Source organism: Pseudomonas sp. ADAK2 (assembly GCF_012935755.1).
In the GTDB taxonomy this organism is placed as follows: domain Bacteria; phylum Pseudomonadota; class Gammaproteobacteria; order Pseudomonadales; family Pseudomonadaceae; genus Aquipseudomonas.
Window position 1 is genome coordinate 5,223,645 of record NZ_CP052862.1, and the last position, 15,563, is coordinate 5,239,207.

Below are 15,563 nucleotides of genomic sequence, written 5' to 3' on the forward strand. Positions count from 1 at the left end.
GATGACTTGAAAAAGCCCCCGCCTAGCGGGGGCTTTTTTATTGGGTTGACACTGTAGAAACCCGTCTATAGAATTGCGCCTCCTTTTAACGGGCGTATTGCGCTCGCTGGGAATAGCAGCCGGAGTCTGAAATCCAATGCAAAATCAGCAAATCCGTATCAGGTTGAAGGCTTTTGACCATCGCCTGATCGACCAATCCACCCAGGAAATCGTGGAAACCGCGAAACGTACTGGTGCTCAAGTGCGTGGTCCAATTCCACTGCCTACCCGTAAAGAGCGGTTCACCGTTCTGGTCTCCCCGCACGTCAACAAAGACGCGCGTGACCAGTACGAGATCCGTACTCATAAGCGCGTTCTGGACATCGTCCAGCCAACGGATAAAACCGTTGATGCTCTTATGAAGCTTGATCTTGCGGCCGGTGTGGAAGTGCAGATCAGCCTCGGCTAAGACTCGGTCTTAGTCGTGTAACGCTCTGAAATGGGCGGCCATAGCGGGTGAAAGCCCCGTACACTCATGAGGTTTACAACATGACTATTGGTGTAGTCGGTCGTAAATGCGGTATGACCCGTATTTTCACCGAAGAAGGTGTCTCCATTCCGGTCACGGTCATTGAGATCGAACCGAATCGCGTCACCCAGTTCAAAACTGAAGAGACCGATGGCTATCGTGCAGTGCAAGTCACTGTAGGTGAGCGTCGTGCTTCGCGTGTTACAGCTGCTCAAGCTGGCCACTTCGCTAAAGCGAACGTTGCCGCTGGTCGTACCGTAATGGAATTCCGCCTTGAAGAAGGCGAGTACCAGGCCGGCGATCTGATCAACGCTGAAATCTTCGCCGCTGGTCAACTGGTTGATGTAACCGGTCAGTCCAAAGGTAAAGGCTTCCAGGGTACGATCAAGCGTTGGAACTTCCGCGGGCAAGATAATACCCACGGTAACTCCGTGTCCCACCGCGTTCCAGGCTCTATCGGCCAGTGCCAGACTCCTGGTCGTGTATTCAAGGGCAAAAAAATGTCCGGTCATATGGGCGCTGAGCGCGTGACCGTGCAGTCCCTGGAAGTAGTGCGCGTGGACGCTGAACGCAATCTGTTGTTGGTCAAGGGTGCTGTTCCTGGCGCTACTGGCGGCAACTTGGTTGTACGTCCAGCAGCCAAGGCTCGCGGTTAAGGGGAAGCTGACATGCAATTAAATGTAAATGACGCTCAAGCGATCGAAGTTTCCGAACTGACATTTGGCGGCGAATTCAACGAGACGCTGGTTCACCAAGCAGTCGTGGCCTACATGGCCGGCGGCCGTCAAGGTAGCAAGCAGCAAAAGACCCGTTCCGACGTTCGTGGTGGCGGTAAGCGCCCTTGGCGTCAGAAAGGTACTGGCCGTGCTCGTGCCGGTACTATCCGTAGCCCAATCTGGCGCGGCGGCGGTACCACTTTCGCAGCTCGTCCTCAGGATCACACCCAGAAGCTGAACAAGAAGATGTATCGCGCAGCAATGCGTTCCATCCTTGCTGAGCTGGTGCGTACTGATCGTCTGGTCGTGGTTCAGGACTTCGCTGTTGATGCACCGAAGACCAAAGATCTGCTGAACAAACTGACTGGCATGGGCCTGACTGACGTCTTGATCGTGTCTGAAGTAGTTGATCAGAACCTGTACCTGGCTGCTCGTAACCTGCCACACGTTGATGTACGTGACGTTCAAGGTTCCGATCCAGTTAGTCTGATCGCATACGACAAGGTGTTGATCACCGTGTCGGCCGTGAAGAAATTCGAGGAGCTGCTGGGATGAACCAGGAACGCGTATTTAAAGTTCTGCTTGGCCCGCACGTTTCCGAAAAGGCTACGGTTCTGGCTGACAAGAAAGGCCAGTTCGTTTTCAAGGTTGCAACTGACGCAACCAAGCTGGAAATCAAGAAGGCCGTCGAAAGCCTGTTCAGCGTGAAAGTAGAGCGTGTTACTACCCTGAATGTTCTGGGTAAGAGCAAGCGCACTGCTCGCGGTCTGGGCAAGCGTAATGACTGGAAGAAGGCAGTTATCTCCCTTCAGCCAGGCCAAGATCTCGATTTCAGCAGCAGTGCTGAGTAAGGAAGGGGTGCATCATGGCAATCGTTAAATGCAAACCGACTTCCCCTGGCCGCCGTTTTGTGGTCAAGGTGGTCAACCAGGAGCTGCATAAAGGCGCTCCTCACGCACCGCTGCTCGAGAAAAAATCGAAGACTGGTGGTCGTAACAACAATGGTCGCATTACCACTCGTCACATCGGTGGTGGCCATAAGCAGCATTATCGTCTGGTCGATTTCCGTCGCAACGACAAAGATGGCATTTCTGCCACTGTCGAGCGTATTGAATACGATCCAAACCGTACTGCTCACATCGCTCTGCTGCTGTACGCAGATGGCGAGCGCCGCTACATCATCGCCCCTAAAGGCGTGAGTGCTGGCGACCAGCTGATCGCAGGTGCTTTGGCGCCGATCAAGCCGGGCAACGCTCTGCAACTGCGTAACATTCCAGTTGGTAGCACCGTACACGGCATCGAATTGAAGCCAGGTAAAGGCGCGCAAATCGCTCGTTCCGCTGGTGCTTCGGCTCAGCTGATCGCTCGTGAAGGTGTCTACGTGACCCTGCGTCTGCGTTCTGGTGAGATGCGTAAAGTGCTGGCTGAATGCCGCGCGACCCTGGGTGAAGTCTCGAACTCCGAGCACAGCCTGCGTTCGCTGGGTAAAGCTGGTGCCAAACGCTGGCGTGGCGTTCGCCCAACCGTTCGTGGTGTTGCCATGAACCCGGTTGACCACCCACATGGTGGTGGTGAAGGTCGTACCTCTGGTGGTCGTCATCCGGTATCGCCATGGGGCTTCCCGACTAAGGGCGCGAAGACTCGTGGTAATAAGCGTACCGACAAAATGATCGTCCGTCGTCGCAAGTAAATAGAGGGATACGACAGTGCCACGTTCTCTGAAAAAAGGTCCTTTTATTGATCTTCACCTACTGAAGAAGATCGAAGTGGCGGCGGAAAAGAACGATCGCAAACCAGTTAAGACCTGGTCGCGCCGTTCTATGATCCTGCCACAAATGGTCGGTTTGACCATTGCTGTGCATAACGGTCGTCAACATGTTCCAGTTCTCGTGAACGAAGACATGGTCGGCCACAAACTAGGCGAGTTTGCCGGTACCCGCACATATCGTGGGCACGTGGCAGACAAGAAAGCCAAGCGTTAAGGGGTAAGGAACGATGGAAGTAGCCGCTAAGTTGTCGGGCGCTCGAATCTCCGCCCAGAAAGCCCGCTTGGTCGCCGACCAGATCCGCGGGAAGAAGGTGGGCGAAGCGCTCAACCTGTTGGCTTTCAGCAGTAAGAAAGCCGCCGAGATCATGAAGAAAGTGCTGGAGTCGGCCGTAGCCAACGCCGAGCATAACGAAGGCGCAGACGTTGATGACCTTAAAGTCAGCACCGTTTTCGTCAACGAAGGGCGTTCGCTGAAGCGAATCATGCCACGTGCCAAAGGCCGTGCTGATCGCATCGTCAAGCGGTCTTGCCATATCACTGTCAAGGTTGCTGACAAGTAACGGAGTCGAAGAGATGGGTCAGAAAGTACATCCCATTGGCATTCGCCTGGGAATCGTCAAGGAGCACACCTCCGTCTGGTACGCAGACGGTCGGACTTATGCGGACTATTTGTTCGCTGATCTGAAGGTGCGCGAGTATCTCCAAGACAAACTAAAAAGCGCGTCCGTAAGCCGTATCGATATCCATCGTCCGGCCCAAACTGCACGTATCACCATCCACACTGCTCGTCCAGGTATCGTTATCGGGAAGAAAGGTGAAGATGTTGAGAAACTGCGTCAGGACCTGACCAAACAAATGGGTGTGCCTGTGCACATCAATATCGAAGAAATCCGCAAGCCGGAACTCGACGGTATGTTGGTTGCGCAGAGCGTAGCTCAGCAGCTGGAGCGTCGCGTAATGTTCCGTCGCGCTATGAAGCGCGCTGTACAGAACGCCATGCGCATTGGTGCCAAAGGCATCAAAATCCAAGTGAGCGGTCGTCTCGGCGGTGCTGAAATCGCACGTACTGAATGGTATCGCGAAGGTCGTGTGCCACTGCACACCCTGCGTGCCGACATCGACTATGCCAACTACGAAGCTCACACCACTTACGGTGTGATCGGTGTAAAGGTTTGGATCTTCAAAGGCGAAGTAATTGGTGGTCGCCAAGAAGAACTGAAACCACAAGCACCAGCGCCTCGTAAAAAAGCTGCTAAGTAAGGGGTACGCCAAATGTTGCAACCAAAGCGTACGAAGTTCCGCAAGCAGATGACAGGCCACAACCGTGGTCTGGCTCAGCGCGGTAGCAAAGTCAGCTTCGGCGAGTTCGCGCTGAAGTCTGTAGCTCGTGGTCGTCTCACCGCTCGTCAGATCGAGTCAGCGCGTCGTGCTCTGACCCGTCACGTTAAACGTGGCGGCAAGATCTGGATCCGTGTATTCCCGGACAAGCCTATTTCCAAAAAGCCACTCGAAGTTCGGATGGGTAAAGGTAAGGGTAGTGTGGAGTACTGGGTTGCCCAGATTCAGCCAGGCAAAGTCCTGTATGAAATCGAGGGCGTTACTGAAGAGCTGGCGCGTGAGGCTTTTGCCCTGGCTGCTGCAAAGCTGCCGCTCGCCACCGCCTTTGTTAAACGGACGGTGATGTGATGAAAGCGAACGAACTTCGTGAAAAAGACGCGCCGCAGCTTAACGAGCAACTGCTCGGCCTGCTGCGCGACCAGTTCAATCTGCGTATGCAGAAAGCAACTGGCCAGTTGGGGCAGTCTCACCTGCTCCGGCAAGTTAAGCGTGACATCGCTCGCGTGAAGACTGTGCTCAAACAGCAGGCAGGTAAGTAATCATGGCTGAAGCCGAAAAAACCGTCCGTACGCTGACTGGCCGTGTTGTCAGCGACAAAATGGACAAGACCATCACCGTTCTGATCGAGCGTCGCGTAAAGCACCCGATCTACGGTAAATACGTTAAGCGTTCGACTAAGCTGCACGCGCACGACGAAACCAATCAGTGCCACATCGGCGACAAAGTCACTATTCGTGAAACTCGTCCTTTGGCCAAGACTAAGTCTTGGGCGCTGGTTGATGTTCTCGAACGCGCTGTGGAAGTCTAAGGACTAGGGGTCGGAGAAATTATATGATTCAGACTCAATCCATGCTCGATGTGGCCGATAACAGCGGCGCACGCCGCGTTATGTGCATCAAGGTGCTGGGTGGCTCCCATCGTCGTTACGCTGGTATCGGTGACATCATCAAAGTTACCGTTAAGGAAGCAATTCCTCGCGGTAAAGTGAAAAAAGGCCAAGTGATGACTGCTGTTGTAGTCCGCACTCGTCACGGCGTACGCCGTGCCGATGGCTCCATTATCCGCTTTGATGGCAACGCTGCTGTTCTTCTGAACAACAAGCAAGAGCCGATCGGCACCCGTATCTTTGGGCCAGTGACCCGTGAACTTCGTACTGAGAAGTTCATGAAGATCGTCTCGCTCGCCCCAGAAGTGCTGTAAGGAGATCCGACATGCAAAAGATTCGTCGTGACGACGAGATCATCGTGATCGCCGGCAAAGACAAAGGTAAGCGCGGTAAGGTGCTTAAGGTTCTCGCTAATAACCGTCTGGTTATTGGTGGTCTGAACCTGGTTAAGCGTCATACCAAGCCTAACCCGATGTCGGGCGTACAAGGCGGTATCGTCGAAAAAGAAGCTCCACTGGACGCTTCTAACGTCGCCATTTTCAACGGCGAAACCAACAAGGCTGATCGCGTTGGTTTCAAAGTAGAAGACGGCAAGAAAATTCGTGTCTTCAAGTCGACCCAAAAAGCGGTTGATGCTTGAACACTGCTAGGTAGAAGACCATGGCACGACTAAAAGAGATTTACTGGAAGGAAATCGCACCGAAGCTTAAGGAAGAACTTAAGCTTTCGAACGTGATGGAAGTTCCACGCGTTACAAAGATCACCCTGAACATGGGTCTGGGCGAAGCGGTCGGTGACAAAAAAGTCATCGAGCACGCTGTTGCTGACCTGGAAAAGATCACCGGTCAGAAAGTCGTTGTGACTTACGCTCGGAAATCCATCGCTGGCTTTAAAGTCCGTGAAGGTTGGCCGATCGGCGTCAAAGTGACTCTGCGCCGTGAGCGTATGTATGAATTCCTGGATCGTCTGCTGTCGATCTCCCTGCCTCGGGTTCGCGACTTCCGCGGCCTGAATGCCAAGTCCTTCGATGGTCGTGGTAACTACAGCATGGGCGTTAAAGAGCAGATCATCTTCCCGGAAATCGACTACGACAAGATCGATGCTCTCCGCGGTCTGGACATTACCCTGACCACCACTGCCAAGAACGATGATGAAGGTCGCGCGCTGCTGCGTGCTTTCAAATTCCCGTTCCGCAACTGATTGGAGTAGGAAAATGGCCAAGATGAGCATGAAAAACCGCGAGCTGAAGCGTCAGCTCACGGTTGCCAAGTACGCCAAAAAGCGTGCAGCACTGAAAGCTATCATCGTTGATCTGAACGCAAGTCCAGAAGCACGTTGGGAAGCTACAGTAGCTCTGCAGAAGCAGCCACGTGACGCAAGCGCTTCGCGCATGCGTAACCGCTGCCGCCTGACCGGTCGTCCACACGGCGTTTACCGCAAGTTCGGCCTCGGCCGTAACAAATTGCGTGAAGCTGCAATGCGTGGTGACGTACCTGGTCTGGTTAAAGCCAGCTGGTAAGCACTGTCAAAGTCTCGGTGTTCGGGATCGCAAGATCCTGACCGCCGGTGACCTTGAACTTGAATCAAGCCCCTTTTGGGGCTTGATTCATTTGTGGGGTGTGTCTAGAATACCCGGCTCGCCTGAGCCCGTGCTTTTTCCGCATGGATGACCTCGGCGACAAGTAGTAGCCGCAAGGCTAATTTTTTTGTATTAGGAGCGTCTAGCCCATGAGTATGCAGGACCCGTTAGCGGACATGCTAACTCGAATCCGTAATGCCCAGATGGCTGAAAAGTCCGTCGTAAGCATGCCATCTTCTACTTTGAAGGTAGCTGTTGCCAAAGTCCTGAAGGACGAAGGTTACATTGCGGGTTATCAGATCAGCAGCGAAATCAAACCACTGCTGTCCATCGAGCTGAAGTACTTCGAAGGCCGTCCGGTCATCGAGGAAGTGAAGCGCGTTAGCCGTCCAGGCCTGCGTCAGTACAAGTCCGTCGATGATCTGCCAAAAGTTCGTGGCGGTCTCGGTGTGTCTATCGTCTCCACCAACAAAGGTGTGATGACGGATCGTGCTGCGCGCGCTGCCGGTGTCGGCGGCGAAGTTCTTTGCACTGTGTTCTAAGGGGGGATAAGCATGTCACGCGTCGCTAAGAACCCCGTTAAGCTGCCAGCCGGTGTCGAAGTCAAATTCGCAGGCCAACAGCTTTCGGTGAAGGGTGCCAAGGGCACTCTCGAACTGAACATCCATTCGTCCGTTGAGATCGTTGAAGAAGCTGGTGAGCTGCGTTTCGCTGCTCGCAATGGCGATCAACAAACTCGCGCAATGGCTGGTACCACTCGTGCGTTGGTAAACAACATGGTCCAAGGCGTAAGCCAAGGCTTCGAGCGCAAGCTCCAGCTGGTCGGTGTTGGTTACAAGGCGCAAGCAAAAGGCACAGTGCTGAACCTGGCTCTTGGCTTCTCGCACCCAGTGGATTATGAACTGCCGGAAGGCATCACCGCTGAGACTCCTAGCCAGACCGATATCCTGATCAAGGGCATCGATAAGCAGCTGGTAGGTCAAGTGGCCGCCGAGATCCGCGACTTCCGTCCACCAGAGCCGTACAAAGGCAAAGGTGTGCGCTACGCGGACGAAGTCGTCCGTCGTAAAGAAGCCAAGAAGAAGTAGGGCATAGCAAATGACCGACAAAAAAGTTACTCGACTGCGTCGCGCTCGCAAAGCACGCCTGAAAATGCACGAACTCGAAGTCGTGCGTCTCTGCGTGTTCCGCTCGTCGCAGCACATCTACGCCCAGGTCATTTCGGCCGACGGCAACAAAGTCCTGGCATCTGCCTCGACTTTGGATAAAGAACTGCGTGATGGCGCCACTGGCAACATCGACGCGGCCACTAAGGTTGGCCAGCTGGTCGCTACGCGTGCTAAAGCCGCTGGCGTCTCGCAGGTGGCTTTCGACCGCTCTGGCTTCAAGTACCATGGCCGCGTCAAGGCGCTGGCTGATGCTGCTCGTGAAGCTGGGCTGGAGTTCTAAGTTATGTCAAATAACGACCAAAAGCGCGACGAAGGCTACATTGAGAAGCTGGTTCAAGTTAACCGCGTAGCCAAAACCGTAAAAGGCGGCCGTATCTTCACTTTCACCGCGTTGACCGTGGTTGGTGATGGTAAAGGGCGTGTTGGCTTCGGCCGTGGCAAGTCACGTGAAGTGCCTGCCGCGATCCAGAAGGCAATGGAAGCTGCTCGTCGCAACATGATCCAAGTTGATCTGAACGGCACCACTCTGCAGTACGCAATGAAGTCCGGTCACGGCGCTTCGAAGGTGTACATGCAGCCTGCTTCTGAAGGTACCGGTATCATCGCTGGCGGCGCTATGCGTGCTGTCCTCGAAGTTGCTGGCGTTCAGAACGTTCTGGCCAAATGCTACGGCTCGACTAACCCGGTAAACGTGGTTCACGCCACTTTCAAAGGTTTGAAAGCTATGCAGTCTCCTGAATCCATTGCCGCCAAGCGTGGCAAAAGCGTCAAGGAGATCTTCTGATCATGGCTACCGTTAAAGTTACGCTGATCAAAAGCATGACCGGCCGCATCCCTAACCACAAACTGTGCGTTAAGGGTCTGGGTCTGCGTCGCATCGGTCACACTGTAGAAGTACTTGATACTCCCGAGAATCGCGGGATGATCAACAAGGCTTACTACATGCTGCGTGTCGAGGGTTAATCGATGAAACTCAATGATCTGAGTCCAGCGCCGGGTTCCCGTCGCGAAAAGCATCGTCCGGGCCGTGGTATCGGTAGTGGTTTGGGCAAGACCGGTGGCCGTGGCCACAAAGGTCAGTCCTCCCGCTCCGGTGGCACCATTGCTCCAGGCTTTGAAGGCGGTCAACAGCCGCTGCATCGTCGCCTGCCGAAGTTCGGTTTCGTTTCCCTGAAAGCCATGGATCGCGCAGAAGTGCGTTTGTCCGAGCTGGCCAAAGTGGAAGGCGACATCGTCACCGTGCAGTCCCTGAAAGATGCCAACGTGATTAACGTCAACGTACAGCGTGTGAAAATCATGCTGTCCGGCGAAGTTACTCGCGCTGTCACCATCGGAAAGGGAATCGGCGCCACCAAAGGTGCGCGTGCGGCTATCGAAGCAGCTGGCGGCAAGTTCGAGGAATAAATGGCTAAGCAAGGTGCTCTCTCTGCGCTCGGCAAAGGCGGTATGTCTGAACTCTGGGCTCGTCTGCGTTTTCTGTTCCTGGCGATTATCGTCTACCGAATAGGCGCACACATCCCGGTTCCAGGTATTAACCCGGACCGACTCGCGGACCTGTTTCGACAGAATGAGGGGACCATTCTTAGCTTGTTCAACATGTTTTCCGGCGGCGCGCTGGAGCGGATGAGCATCTTTGCACTGGGGATCATGCCGTATATTTCGGCATCGATCATCATGCAACTGATGACAGCCGTCAGCCCGCAGCTGGAGCAGTTGAAGAAGGAAGGTGAAGCTGGCCGTCGCAAGATCAGCCAGTACACCCGCTACGGCACTGTCATCCTCGCTCTCGTTCAGGCTATTGGCATGTCCATTGGTCTGGCAGGGCAGGGTGTTGCGTTCACTGGTGACTTTGGCTTCCATTTCGTCGCGGTATCCACTTTTGTGGCTGGTGCGATGTTCATGATGTGGCTGGGTGAGCAGATTACTGAGCGTGGTGTTGGCAACGGTATCTCGATGTTGATTTTTTCGGGTATCGTCGCCGGTCTTCCGAGAGCGATCGGGCAGTCTTTCGAGTCTGCGCGGCAGGGTGATATCAACATCTTCGCCCTGGTAGCCATCGGTTTGCTGGCAGTAGCGATTATCGGTTTCGTGGTGTTCATTGAGCGTGGTCAGCGTCGTATTGCTGTTCACTACGCCAAGCGTCAGCAGGGCCGCAAGGTCTTTGCTGCGCAGACTAGCCACTTGCCGCTGAAGGTGAACATGGCCGGTGTTATTCCGGCTATTTTCGCGAGCAGCATTTTGCTGTTCCCGGCTTCGTTGGGTGCCTGGTTCGGTCAGTCTGAAGGTATGGGCTGGTTGCAGGACATCTCGCAGTCGATCGCTCCTGGTCAGCCGTTGAATATTCTGCTGTTTAGTGCAGGGATTATTTTCTTCTGCTTCTTCTATACGGCGTTGATGTTCAATCCGAAAGACGTAGCGGAAAACCTGAAGAAGTCCGGTGCCTTTATTCCGGGCATCCGTCCAGGCGAGCAGTCTGCGCGCTACATTGATGGCGTTCTGACTCGTTTGACCATGTTCGGTGCTCTTTACATGACGGCCGTGTGCCTGCTGCCCCAGTTCCTGGTGGTTGCAGCAAACGTACCGTTCTACCTTGGCGGGACCTCGTTGCTGATCGTCGTCGTGGTTGTGATGGACTTCATGTCCCAAGTACAATCGCACCTCGTTTCGCACCAGTACGAATCCCTGATGAAGAAAGCCAACCTGAAGGGTTACGGCAGCGGCATGTTGCGCTGAGGTACCCATAAGGTTCGAGGAGTTGGTGATGAAAGTTCGTGCATCGGTGAAAAAGCTGTGCCGTAACTGCAAGATTATTCGCCGCGAAGGTGTTGTTCGAGTAATTTGCAGCGCGGAACCGCGTCACAAACAGCGCCAAGGCTGAGTGTGATTGTGCTTCAAGCCCGGCAGCTAGTGCGCTGCCGGGTTGATTATTTGTTATTACAGCGATATTATCTCGCGCCCTATTTCTTGGCTTCCGGGGCGTAGGTAGCTGTCAATTGGAGTCCCACTGAATGGCCCGTATTGCAGGCGTTAACATTCCAGATAACAAGCATACTGTTATCTCGCTGACCTACATCTATGGTGTTGGTCGCACTACTGCACAGAAGATTTGTGCAGTGACTGGGGTAAACCCAGCCGCAAAGATCAAAGATCTGAGCGACGAGCAGATTGAACAGCTGCGTGGCGAAGTGGCGAAGTTCACCACTGAAGGTGACCTGCGTCGCGAAATCAACATGAAAATCAAGCGTTTGATGGACCTCGGTTGCTATCGCGGTCTGCGTCATCGTCGTGGTCTTCCAGTGCGCGGTCAGCGTACCAAGACTAACGCGCGTACCCGTAAAGGTCCGCGTAAGCCGATCCGCAAGTAATCGCCCCAGCGAATCGACAGGAAATTAATCATGGCTAAACCTGCTGCTCGTCCTCGTAAAAAAGTTAAAAAGACAGTGGTTGATGGCATCGCCCACATCCACGCGTCGTTTAACAACACAATCGTGACCATCACCGACCGTCAAGGCAACGCTCTTTCCTGGGCTACCTCCGGTGGTTCGGGTTTCCGCGGTTCCCGCAAGTCCACGCCGTTTGCTGCTCAAGTAGCTGCTGAACGTGCTGGTCAAGCTGCGCTGGAATACGGTCTGAAAAACCTCGACGTTAACGTCAAAGGTCCAGGCCCAGGTCGTGAATCCGCAGTCCGCGCTTTGAACGGCTGTGGCTACAAGATCGCCAGCATCACCGACGTGACGCCAATCCCGCACAACGGGTGCCGTCCGCCGAAGAAGCGCCGCGTGTAATCCAGGAGATTGTAAAGAATGGCTCGTTACATTGGTCCAAAATGCAAACTCGCTCGTCGTGAAGGCACCGATCTCTTTCTGAAGAGCGGCGTGCGCGCGATCGAATCGAAGTGCAACATTGAAGCAGCACCTGGTATCCACGGCCAACGCCGCGGTCGCCAGTCCGATTACGGCACCCAACTGCGTGAAAAGCAGAAGGTCCGTCGTATCTACGGCGTTCTCGAGCGTCAATTCAGCGGCTACTACAAAGAAGCTGCTGGCAAGAAAGGCGCAACTGGCGAAAACCTGTTGCAGCTGCTCGAATGCCGTCTGGACAACGTTGTATACCGTATGGGTTTTGGCTCTACTCGTGCCGAATCCCGTCAGCTGGTATCGCACAAATCCGTAAGCGTTAACGGTCAGACCGTAAACGTGCCGTCGTACCAGGTTCGTGCTGGTGACGTGGTCGCGATTCGCGAGAAAGCAAAGAACCAACTTCGCATTGTCCAAGCTCTCGATCTGTGTGCCCAACGTGGCCGCGTAGAATGGGTAGAAGTAGACACTGAGAAGAAGTCGGGCGTTTTCAAGAACGTTCCTGCTCGCAGTGATCTGTCCGCCGACATCAACGAAAGCCTGATTGTCGAGCTCTACTCCAAGTAAGGGCTAGAAAATAGGTGCATCCATGCAGATTTCGGTAAATGAGTTCCTGACACCCCGCCATATTGATGTGCAGGTTGTCAGTCCAACCCGCGCCAAGATCACACTCGAGCCTCTCGAGCGTGGTTTCGGCCACACCCTGGGCAACGCGCTGCGACGCATCCTGTTGTCCTCAATGCCCGGCTGTGCAGTAGTCGAGGCCGAGATTGACGGTGTGCTCCACGAGTACAGCGCCATCGAAGGTGTACAGGAAGACGTAATTGAAATCCTGTTGAACCTTAAAGGTCTGGCTATCAAGCTGCACGGCCGTGACGAAGTTACGCTGACCTTGTCGAAGAAGGGTTCGGGGGTGGTTACCGCTGCCGATATTCAGCTGGATCATGATGTCGAGATCGTTAACCCCGATCACGTAATCGCTAACCTGGCGTCTAACGGCGCCCTGAACATGAAGCTCACCGTAGCTCGTGGTCGTGGTTATGAACCGGCAGACTCGCGTCAGAGCGATGAAGACGAAAGCCGCAGCATTGGTCGCTTGCAGCTTGACTCTTCGTTCAGCCCGGTTCGCCGTATCGCATACGTGGTGGAAAACGCCCGTGTCGAGCAGCGTACTAACCTGGACAAGCTGGTTATTGATCTGGAAACCAACGGTACCCTGGATCCTGAAGAGGCTATCCGTCGTGCTGCAACCATCCTGCAACAGCAGTTGGCTGCGTTCGTCGATCTCAAAGGTGATAGTGAGCCAGTGGTTGTCGAGCAGGAAGACGAGATCGATCCGATCCTGCTTCGCCCGGTTGACGATCTGGAACTGACTGTACGTTCGGCTAACTGCCTTAAGGCGGAAAACATCTACTACATCGGTGACCTGATTCAGCGTACCGAAGTAGAGCTGTTGAAGACTCCGAACCTTGGCAAGAAATCCTTGACTGAAATCAAGGACGTTCTGGCCTCCCGCGGTCTGTCCCTCGGCATGCGCCTCGACAACTGGCCGCCTGCAAGTCTTAAGAAGGACGACAAGGCGACTGCCTGATCGTCGTAATCACCGAACGTTGTGTTTGGTAAGGAATGAACCATGCGTCATCGTAAAAGTGGTCGTCACCTGAGCCGCACTAGCTCGCACCGCAAGGCCATGTTTCAAAACATGGCAGTGTCGCTGTTCGAGCACGAGCTGATCAAAACTACACTGCCGAAAGCTAAAGAACTGCGTCGCGTTGCTGAGCCGCTGATCACTTTGGCCAAGACAGATAGCCTGGCTAACCGCCGTCTGGCTTTCGACCGTACTCGTTCGAAAGCTATCGTTGGCAAGCTCTTCAACGACCTGGGCAAGCGTTACGCTACCCGTGAGGGTGGCTACCTGCGCATCCTCAAGTGCGGCTTCCGCACTGGCGACAACGCGCCTATGGCGTACGTCGAGTTGGTTGATCGTCCAGTTGGCGGTGAAGCTGTATCCGCTGAGTAAGACGTCAGTCTGAAACGAAGAACCGGGCCTAGTGCCCGGTTTTTTGTGTCTGTAAGAAATGCGCTGTTTATACAAGCTTCCCTGCGGTTCACGCCGTCATGATGCGAACGGGATTCGTTGGTAGTATTTTTCTATTGATCGTCACAAATTAATGAATTTGTAGCCTTCCTGATCAATGGTCAATACTCCGTCCCAAGCCGATTAGCCGGCAGTTCCAAAACTGACAGAGGAAGAAGATCGCATGAGCCAAAACAAAACGCTTACGACCGCCAGTGGCGCTCCTGTCGCCGACAACCAAAATTCTCGCTCCGCTGGCCCTCGTGGCCCGCTGCTCCTCGACGATTTTCACCTGATCGAGAAGCTTGCCCACTTCAACCGTGAAAACATTCCAGAGCGTCGCGTGCACGCCAAAGGATCGGGTGCCTACGGTACGTTCACCGTGACCCGTGACATCACCGAGTACACCAGCGCCAAGCTGTTCGAGTCCGTCGGTAAGCAGACCCCAACGTTCCTGCGGTTTTCCACCGTGGGCGGCGAGCGCGGTTCGGCCGATACCGAGCGTGATCCACGGGGTTTCGCCCTCAAGTTCTATACCGAAGAAGGCAACTGGGACATCGTTGGCAACAACACTCCGGTGTTCTTCATTCGCGATCCGCTGAAATTCCCTGACTTTATCCACACGCAAAAGCGCCTGCCGCAAAGCAACCTGAAAAGTGCACAAATGATGTGGGACTTCTGGTCGCACTCTCCAGAGGCGCTGCACCAGGTCACCATCTTGTTCTCGGACCGTGGCATTCCTGACGGCTACCGTCACATGCACGGCTTCGGCAGCCACACTTACAGCCTGATCAGCGCCACAGGCGAGCGTCACTGGGTGAAATGGCACTACAAGACTCAGCAGGGGATCAAGAACCTGGCGCCGGCAGACGCCGCACGCCTGGCCGGTACCGATCCGGATTACGCTCAGCGCGATCTGTTCGGTGCCATCGAGCGCGGTGACTTCCCGAAATGGCGCGTGTGCATCCAAATCATGACCGAGGCCCAAGCTGCTGCGCACTATGAGAACCCGTTTGACGTCACCAAGACCTGGTCGCAGAAAGAGTTCCCGCTGATCGAAGTCGGCGAACTGGAGCTCAACCGCAATCCGCAGAACTACTTCGCTGAAGTAGAGCAAGCGGCCTTCGGTCCGAGCAATATGGTTCCAGGCGTGGGCCTGTCGCCGGATCGCATGCTGCAAGGTCGCGTGTTCGCGTACGCTGATGCTCACCGCTACCGTATCGGCACCAATCACCAGCAACTGCCGGTGAATGCGCCACGCAATCCAGTCAACAGCTACCAGCGTGATGGTTCCATGGCGTTCGGCAGCAACGGTGGCGCTGCACCCAACTACGAGCCGAACAGCTACGTGGAGTCGCCGAAACAAGCGCCGCGTTACGCCGAACCTGCGCTGGTCTTGAGCGGTGCGGCGGATCGTTACGATCACCGCGAAGACACTGATTACTACAGCCACGCCGGTGCACTGTTCCGTTTGATGAGCGATGAGCAGAAAACCCTGCTGATCAACAATATTGCCGGCGCGATGGCCGGGGTTTCCGGCGATGTAGTCGATCGCCAGTTGCAGCACTTCTACAAGGCTGACCCAGCGTACGGAGAAGCAATCGCAAAGGCGTTGGGCGTACAGCTTAACTAAGTCTAAACGAGAAGCAGAACCGCCCTCATTTG

Annotated in this window: 29 protein-coding genes; all 29 read left to right on the forward strand. The window is 54.6% G+C overall.

What is annotated here, in order from left to right; genetic code table 11:
• The first annotated feature begins 136 nt into the window (after positions 1-136).
• The 29 genes from rpsJ to HKK52_RS24065 all read left to right on the forward strand — a co-directional run bounded on the left by rpsJ (position 137) and on the right by HKK52_RS24065 (position 15,531).
• On the forward strand, positions 137-448 hold the full coding sequence (gene rpsJ / locus HKK52_RS23925; RefSeq protein ID WP_003186070.1) for a 30S ribosomal protein S10: 312 nt from the start codon (positions 137-139) through the stop codon (positions 446-448).
• 80 nt (positions 449-528) lie between these two features.
• Entirely contained in the window at positions 529-1,164 is a 636-nt protein-coding gene (gene rplC, locus HKK52_RS23930) for a 50S ribosomal protein L3 (RefSeq protein WP_003186059.1), read from the forward strand.
• 12 nt (positions 1,165-1,176) lie between these two features.
• Positions 1,177-1,779 (forward strand): 50S ribosomal protein L4, encoded by a 603-nt coding sequence (rplD, locus tag HKK52_RS23935; RefSeq protein ID WP_007896707.1) that lies wholly within the window; start codon positions 1,177-1,179, stop codon positions 1,777-1,779.
• A complete protein-coding gene (gene rplW / locus HKK52_RS23940) occupies positions 1,776-2,075 on the forward strand; it encodes a 50S ribosomal protein L23 (protein ID WP_002555488.1) in 300 nt (99 codons plus the stop codon). Before rplD ends, rplW begins: the two co-directional genes overlap by 4 nt.
• 14 nt (positions 2,076-2,089) lie before the next feature.
• Complete coding sequence (gene rplB / locus HKK52_RS23945) at positions 2,090-2,914, forward strand: 50S ribosomal protein L2 (protein ID WP_003176423.1); 825 nt, start codon at positions 2,090-2,092, stop codon at positions 2,912-2,914.
• Between the two features lie 16 nt (positions 2,915-2,930).
• Entirely contained in the window at positions 2,931-3,206 is a 276-nt protein-coding gene (gene rpsS / locus HKK52_RS23950; RefSeq protein ID WP_002555486.1) for a 30S ribosomal protein S19, read from the forward strand.
• 13 nt (positions 3,207-3,219) lie between these two features.
• Complete coding sequence (gene rplV, locus HKK52_RS23955) at positions 3,220-3,552, forward strand: 50S ribosomal protein L22 (protein WP_003103908.1); 333 nt, start codon at positions 3,220-3,222, stop codon at positions 3,550-3,552.
• 13 nt (positions 3,553-3,565) lie between these two features.
• Complete coding sequence (gene rpsC, locus HKK52_RS23960) at positions 3,566-4,252, forward strand: 30S ribosomal protein S3 (protein WP_003176422.1); 687 nt, start codon at positions 3,566-3,568, stop codon at positions 4,250-4,252.
• A gap of 12 nt (positions 4,253-4,264) precedes the next feature.
• A complete protein-coding gene (gene rplP, locus HKK52_RS23965) occupies positions 4,265-4,678 on the forward strand; it encodes a 50S ribosomal protein L16 (protein WP_008145497.1) in 414 nt (137 codons plus the stop codon).
• Positions 4,678-4,869 (forward strand): 50S ribosomal protein L29, encoded by a 192-nt coding sequence (gene rpmC, locus HKK52_RS23970; protein WP_008030901.1) that lies wholly within the window; start codon positions 4,678-4,680, stop codon positions 4,867-4,869. Before rplP ends, rpmC begins: the two co-directional genes overlap by 1 nt.
• Before the next feature lie 2 nt (positions 4,870-4,871).
• Positions 4,872-5,138: a 30S ribosomal protein S17 gene (gene rpsQ / locus HKK52_RS23975; RefSeq protein WP_003176419.1), complete on the forward strand. Its 267-nt coding sequence runs from the start codon at positions 4,872-4,874 to the stop codon at positions 5,136-5,138.
• Positions 5,139-5,161: 23 nt separating this feature from the next.
• The gene (rplN, locus tag HKK52_RS23980; protein WP_002555479.1) at positions 5,162-5,530 is read left to right on the forward strand and encodes a 50S ribosomal protein L14; all 369 of its coding nucleotides are present in this window, start codon (positions 5,162-5,164) and stop codon (positions 5,528-5,530) included.
• A gap of 11 nt (positions 5,531-5,541) precedes the next feature.
• Positions 5,542-5,856, forward strand: a complete 315-nt coding sequence (gene rplX / locus HKK52_RS23985; RefSeq protein ID WP_003176416.1) for a 50S ribosomal protein L24 — start codon at positions 5,542-5,544, stop codon at positions 5,854-5,856.
• Positions 5,857-5,876: 20 nt separating this feature from the next.
• Positions 5,877-6,416 carry a 50S ribosomal protein L5 gene (gene rplE / locus HKK52_RS23990; protein ID WP_003176415.1) on the forward strand — a complete coding sequence of 180 codons (540 nt, stop codon included), beginning with the start codon at positions 5,877-5,879 and terminating at the stop codon, positions 6,414-6,416.
• A gap of 13 nt (positions 6,417-6,429) precedes the next feature.
• Positions 6,430-6,735, forward strand: coding sequence for a 30S ribosomal protein S14 (gene rpsN, locus HKK52_RS23995; protein WP_003176414.1), 306 nt, complete (start codon positions 6,430-6,432; stop codon positions 6,733-6,735).
• Positions 6,736-6,944: 209 nt separating this feature from the next.
• Positions 6,945-7,337 carry a 30S ribosomal protein S8 gene (gene rpsH, locus HKK52_RS24000; RefSeq protein ID WP_003186040.1) on the forward strand — a complete coding sequence of 131 codons (393 nt, stop codon included), beginning with the start codon at positions 6,945-6,947 and terminating at the stop codon, positions 7,335-7,337.
• 12 nt (positions 7,338-7,349) lie between these two features.
• The gene (rplF, locus tag HKK52_RS24005) at positions 7,350-7,883 is read left to right on the forward strand and encodes a 50S ribosomal protein L6 (protein WP_003176412.1); all 534 of its coding nucleotides are present in this window, start codon (positions 7,350-7,352) and stop codon (positions 7,881-7,883) included.
• 10 nt (positions 7,884-7,893) lie between these two features.
• Positions 7,894-8,244: a 50S ribosomal protein L18 gene (rplR, locus tag HKK52_RS24010; RefSeq protein ID WP_003186037.1), complete on the forward strand. Its 351-nt coding sequence runs from the start codon at positions 7,894-7,896 to the stop codon at positions 8,242-8,244.
• 3 nt (positions 8,245-8,247) lie between these two features.
• Entirely contained in the window at positions 8,248-8,748 is a 501-nt protein-coding gene (gene rpsE, locus HKK52_RS24015; protein WP_007943782.1) for a 30S ribosomal protein S5, read from the forward strand.
• Positions 8,749-8,750: 2 nt separating this feature from the next.
• A complete protein-coding gene (gene rpmD / locus HKK52_RS24020; protein WP_003186033.1) occupies positions 8,751-8,927 on the forward strand; it encodes a 50S ribosomal protein L30 in 177 nt (58 codons plus the stop codon).
• Between the two features lie 3 nt (positions 8,928-8,930).
• The gene (gene rplO, locus HKK52_RS24025; protein WP_007896782.1) at positions 8,931-9,368 is read left to right on the forward strand and encodes a 50S ribosomal protein L15; all 438 of its coding nucleotides are present in this window, start codon (positions 8,931-8,933) and stop codon (positions 9,366-9,368) included.
• Complete coding sequence (secY, locus tag HKK52_RS24030; RefSeq protein ID WP_077574735.1) at positions 9,369-10,697, forward strand: preprotein translocase subunit SecY; 1,329 nt, start codon at positions 9,369-9,371, stop codon at positions 10,695-10,697.
• A 28-nt stretch (positions 10,698-10,725) separates the two neighbouring features.
• The gene (gene rpmJ / locus HKK52_RS24035; protein ID WP_002555468.1) at positions 10,726-10,842 is read left to right on the forward strand and encodes a 50S ribosomal protein L36; all 117 of its coding nucleotides are present in this window, start codon (positions 10,726-10,728) and stop codon (positions 10,840-10,842) included.
• A gap of 130 nt (positions 10,843-10,972) precedes the next feature.
• Positions 10,973-11,329 (forward strand): 30S ribosomal protein S13, encoded by a 357-nt coding sequence (gene rpsM / locus HKK52_RS24040; protein ID WP_003186020.1) that lies wholly within the window; start codon positions 10,973-10,975, stop codon positions 11,327-11,329.
• Positions 11,330-11,359: 30 nt separating this feature from the next.
• On the forward strand, positions 11,360-11,749 hold the full coding sequence (gene rpsK / locus HKK52_RS24045; RefSeq protein ID WP_002555466.1) for a 30S ribosomal protein S11: 390 nt from the start codon (positions 11,360-11,362) through the stop codon (positions 11,747-11,749).
• Between the two features lie 18 nt (positions 11,750-11,767).
• Positions 11,768-12,388: a 30S ribosomal protein S4 gene (gene rpsD / locus HKK52_RS24050; RefSeq protein WP_003210056.1), complete on the forward strand. Its 621-nt coding sequence runs from the start codon at positions 11,768-11,770 to the stop codon at positions 12,386-12,388.
• Positions 12,389-12,410: 22 nt separating this feature from the next.
• Positions 12,411-13,412, forward strand: a complete 1,002-nt coding sequence (locus HKK52_RS24055) for a DNA-directed RNA polymerase subunit alpha (protein ID WP_003186012.1) — start codon at positions 12,411-12,413, stop codon at positions 13,410-13,412.
• A 42-nt stretch (positions 13,413-13,454) separates the two neighbouring features.
• Entirely contained in the window at positions 13,455-13,841 is a 387-nt protein-coding gene (gene rplQ / locus HKK52_RS24060; RefSeq protein ID WP_007896790.1) for a 50S ribosomal protein L17, read from the forward strand.
• A gap of 241 nt (positions 13,842-14,082) precedes the next feature.
• On the forward strand, positions 14,083-15,531 hold the full coding sequence (locus HKK52_RS24065) for a catalase (protein ID WP_169372842.1): 1,449 nt from the start codon (positions 14,083-14,085) through the stop codon (positions 15,529-15,531).
• The last annotated feature ends 32 nt before the right edge of the window (positions 15,532-15,563 follow it).

Bases quoted from the DNA above. Each gene is read 5' to 3' on its own strand.
- rpsJ (WP_003186070.1), top strand. From the start codon at position 137: ATGCAAAATCAGCAAATCCGTATCAGGTTGAAGGCTTTTGACCATCGC.
- rplC (WP_003186059.1), top strand. From the start codon at position 529: ATGACTATTGGTGTAGTCGGTCGTAAATGCGGTATGACCCGTATTTTC.
- rplD (WP_007896707.1), top strand. From the start codon at position 1,177: ATGCAATTAAATGTAAATGACGCTCAAGCGATCGAAGTTTCCGAACTG.
- rplW (WP_002555488.1), top strand. From the start codon at position 1,776: ATGAACCAGGAACGCGTATTTAAAGTTCTGCTTGGCCCGCACGTTTCC.
- rplB (WP_003176423.1), top strand. From the start codon at position 2,090: ATGGCAATCGTTAAATGCAAACCGACTTCCCCTGGCCGCCGTTTTGTG.
- rplV (WP_003103908.1), top strand. From the start codon at position 3,220: ATGGAAGTAGCCGCTAAGTTGTCGGGCGCTCGAATCTCCGCCCAGAAA.
- rpsC (WP_003176422.1), top strand. From the start codon at position 3,566: ATGGGTCAGAAAGTACATCCCATTGGCATTCGCCTGGGAATCGTCAAG.
- rplP (WP_008145497.1), top strand. From the start codon at position 4,265: ATGTTGCAACCAAAGCGTACGAAGTTCCGCAAGCAGATGACAGGCCAC.
- rpmC (WP_008030901.1), top strand. From the start codon at position 4,678: ATGAAAGCGAACGAACTTCGTGAAAAAGACGCGCCGCAGCTTAACGAG.
- rpsQ (WP_003176419.1), top strand. From the start codon at position 4,872: ATGGCTGAAGCCGAAAAAACCGTCCGTACGCTGACTGGCCGTGTTGTC.
- rplN (WP_002555479.1), top strand. From the start codon at position 5,162: ATGATTCAGACTCAATCCATGCTCGATGTGGCCGATAACAGCGGCGCA.
- rplX (WP_003176416.1), top strand. From the start codon at position 5,542: ATGCAAAAGATTCGTCGTGACGACGAGATCATCGTGATCGCCGGCAAA.
- rplE (WP_003176415.1), top strand. From the start codon at position 5,877: ATGGCACGACTAAAAGAGATTTACTGGAAGGAAATCGCACCGAAGCTT.
- rpsN (WP_003176414.1), top strand. From the start codon at position 6,430: ATGGCCAAGATGAGCATGAAAAACCGCGAGCTGAAGCGTCAGCTCACG.
- rpsH (WP_003186040.1), top strand. From the start codon at position 6,945: ATGAGTATGCAGGACCCGTTAGCGGACATGCTAACTCGAATCCGTAAT.
- rplF (WP_003176412.1), top strand. From the start codon at position 7,350: ATGTCACGCGTCGCTAAGAACCCCGTTAAGCTGCCAGCCGGTGTCGAA.
- rplR (WP_003186037.1), top strand. From the start codon at position 7,894: ATGACCGACAAAAAAGTTACTCGACTGCGTCGCGCTCGCAAAGCACGC.
- rpsE (WP_007943782.1), top strand. From the start codon at position 8,248: ATGTCAAATAACGACCAAAAGCGCGACGAAGGCTACATTGAGAAGCTG.
- rpmD (WP_003186033.1), top strand. From the start codon at position 8,751: ATGGCTACCGTTAAAGTTACGCTGATCAAAAGCATGACCGGCCGCATC.
- rplO (WP_007896782.1), top strand. From the start codon at position 8,931: ATGAAACTCAATGATCTGAGTCCAGCGCCGGGTTCCCGTCGCGAAAAG.
- secY (WP_077574735.1), top strand. From the start codon at position 9,369: ATGGCTAAGCAAGGTGCTCTCTCTGCGCTCGGCAAAGGCGGTATGTCT.
- rpmJ (WP_002555468.1), top strand. From the start codon at position 10,726: ATGAAAGTTCGTGCATCGGTGAAAAAGCTGTGCCGTAACTGCAAGATT.
- rpsM (WP_003186020.1), top strand. From the start codon at position 10,973: ATGGCCCGTATTGCAGGCGTTAACATTCCAGATAACAAGCATACTGTT.
- rpsK (WP_002555466.1), top strand. From the start codon at position 11,360: ATGGCTAAACCTGCTGCTCGTCCTCGTAAAAAAGTTAAAAAGACAGTG.
- rpsD (WP_003210056.1), top strand. From the start codon at position 11,768: ATGGCTCGTTACATTGGTCCAAAATGCAAACTCGCTCGTCGTGAAGGC.
- HKK52_RS24055 (WP_003186012.1), top strand. From the start codon at position 12,411: ATGCAGATTTCGGTAAATGAGTTCCTGACACCCCGCCATATTGATGTG.
- rplQ (WP_007896790.1), top strand. From the start codon at position 13,455: ATGCGTCATCGTAAAAGTGGTCGTCACCTGAGCCGCACTAGCTCGCAC.
- HKK52_RS24065 (WP_169372842.1), top strand. From the start codon at position 14,083: ATGAGCCAAAACAAAACGCTTACGACCGCCAGTGGCGCTCCTGTCGCC.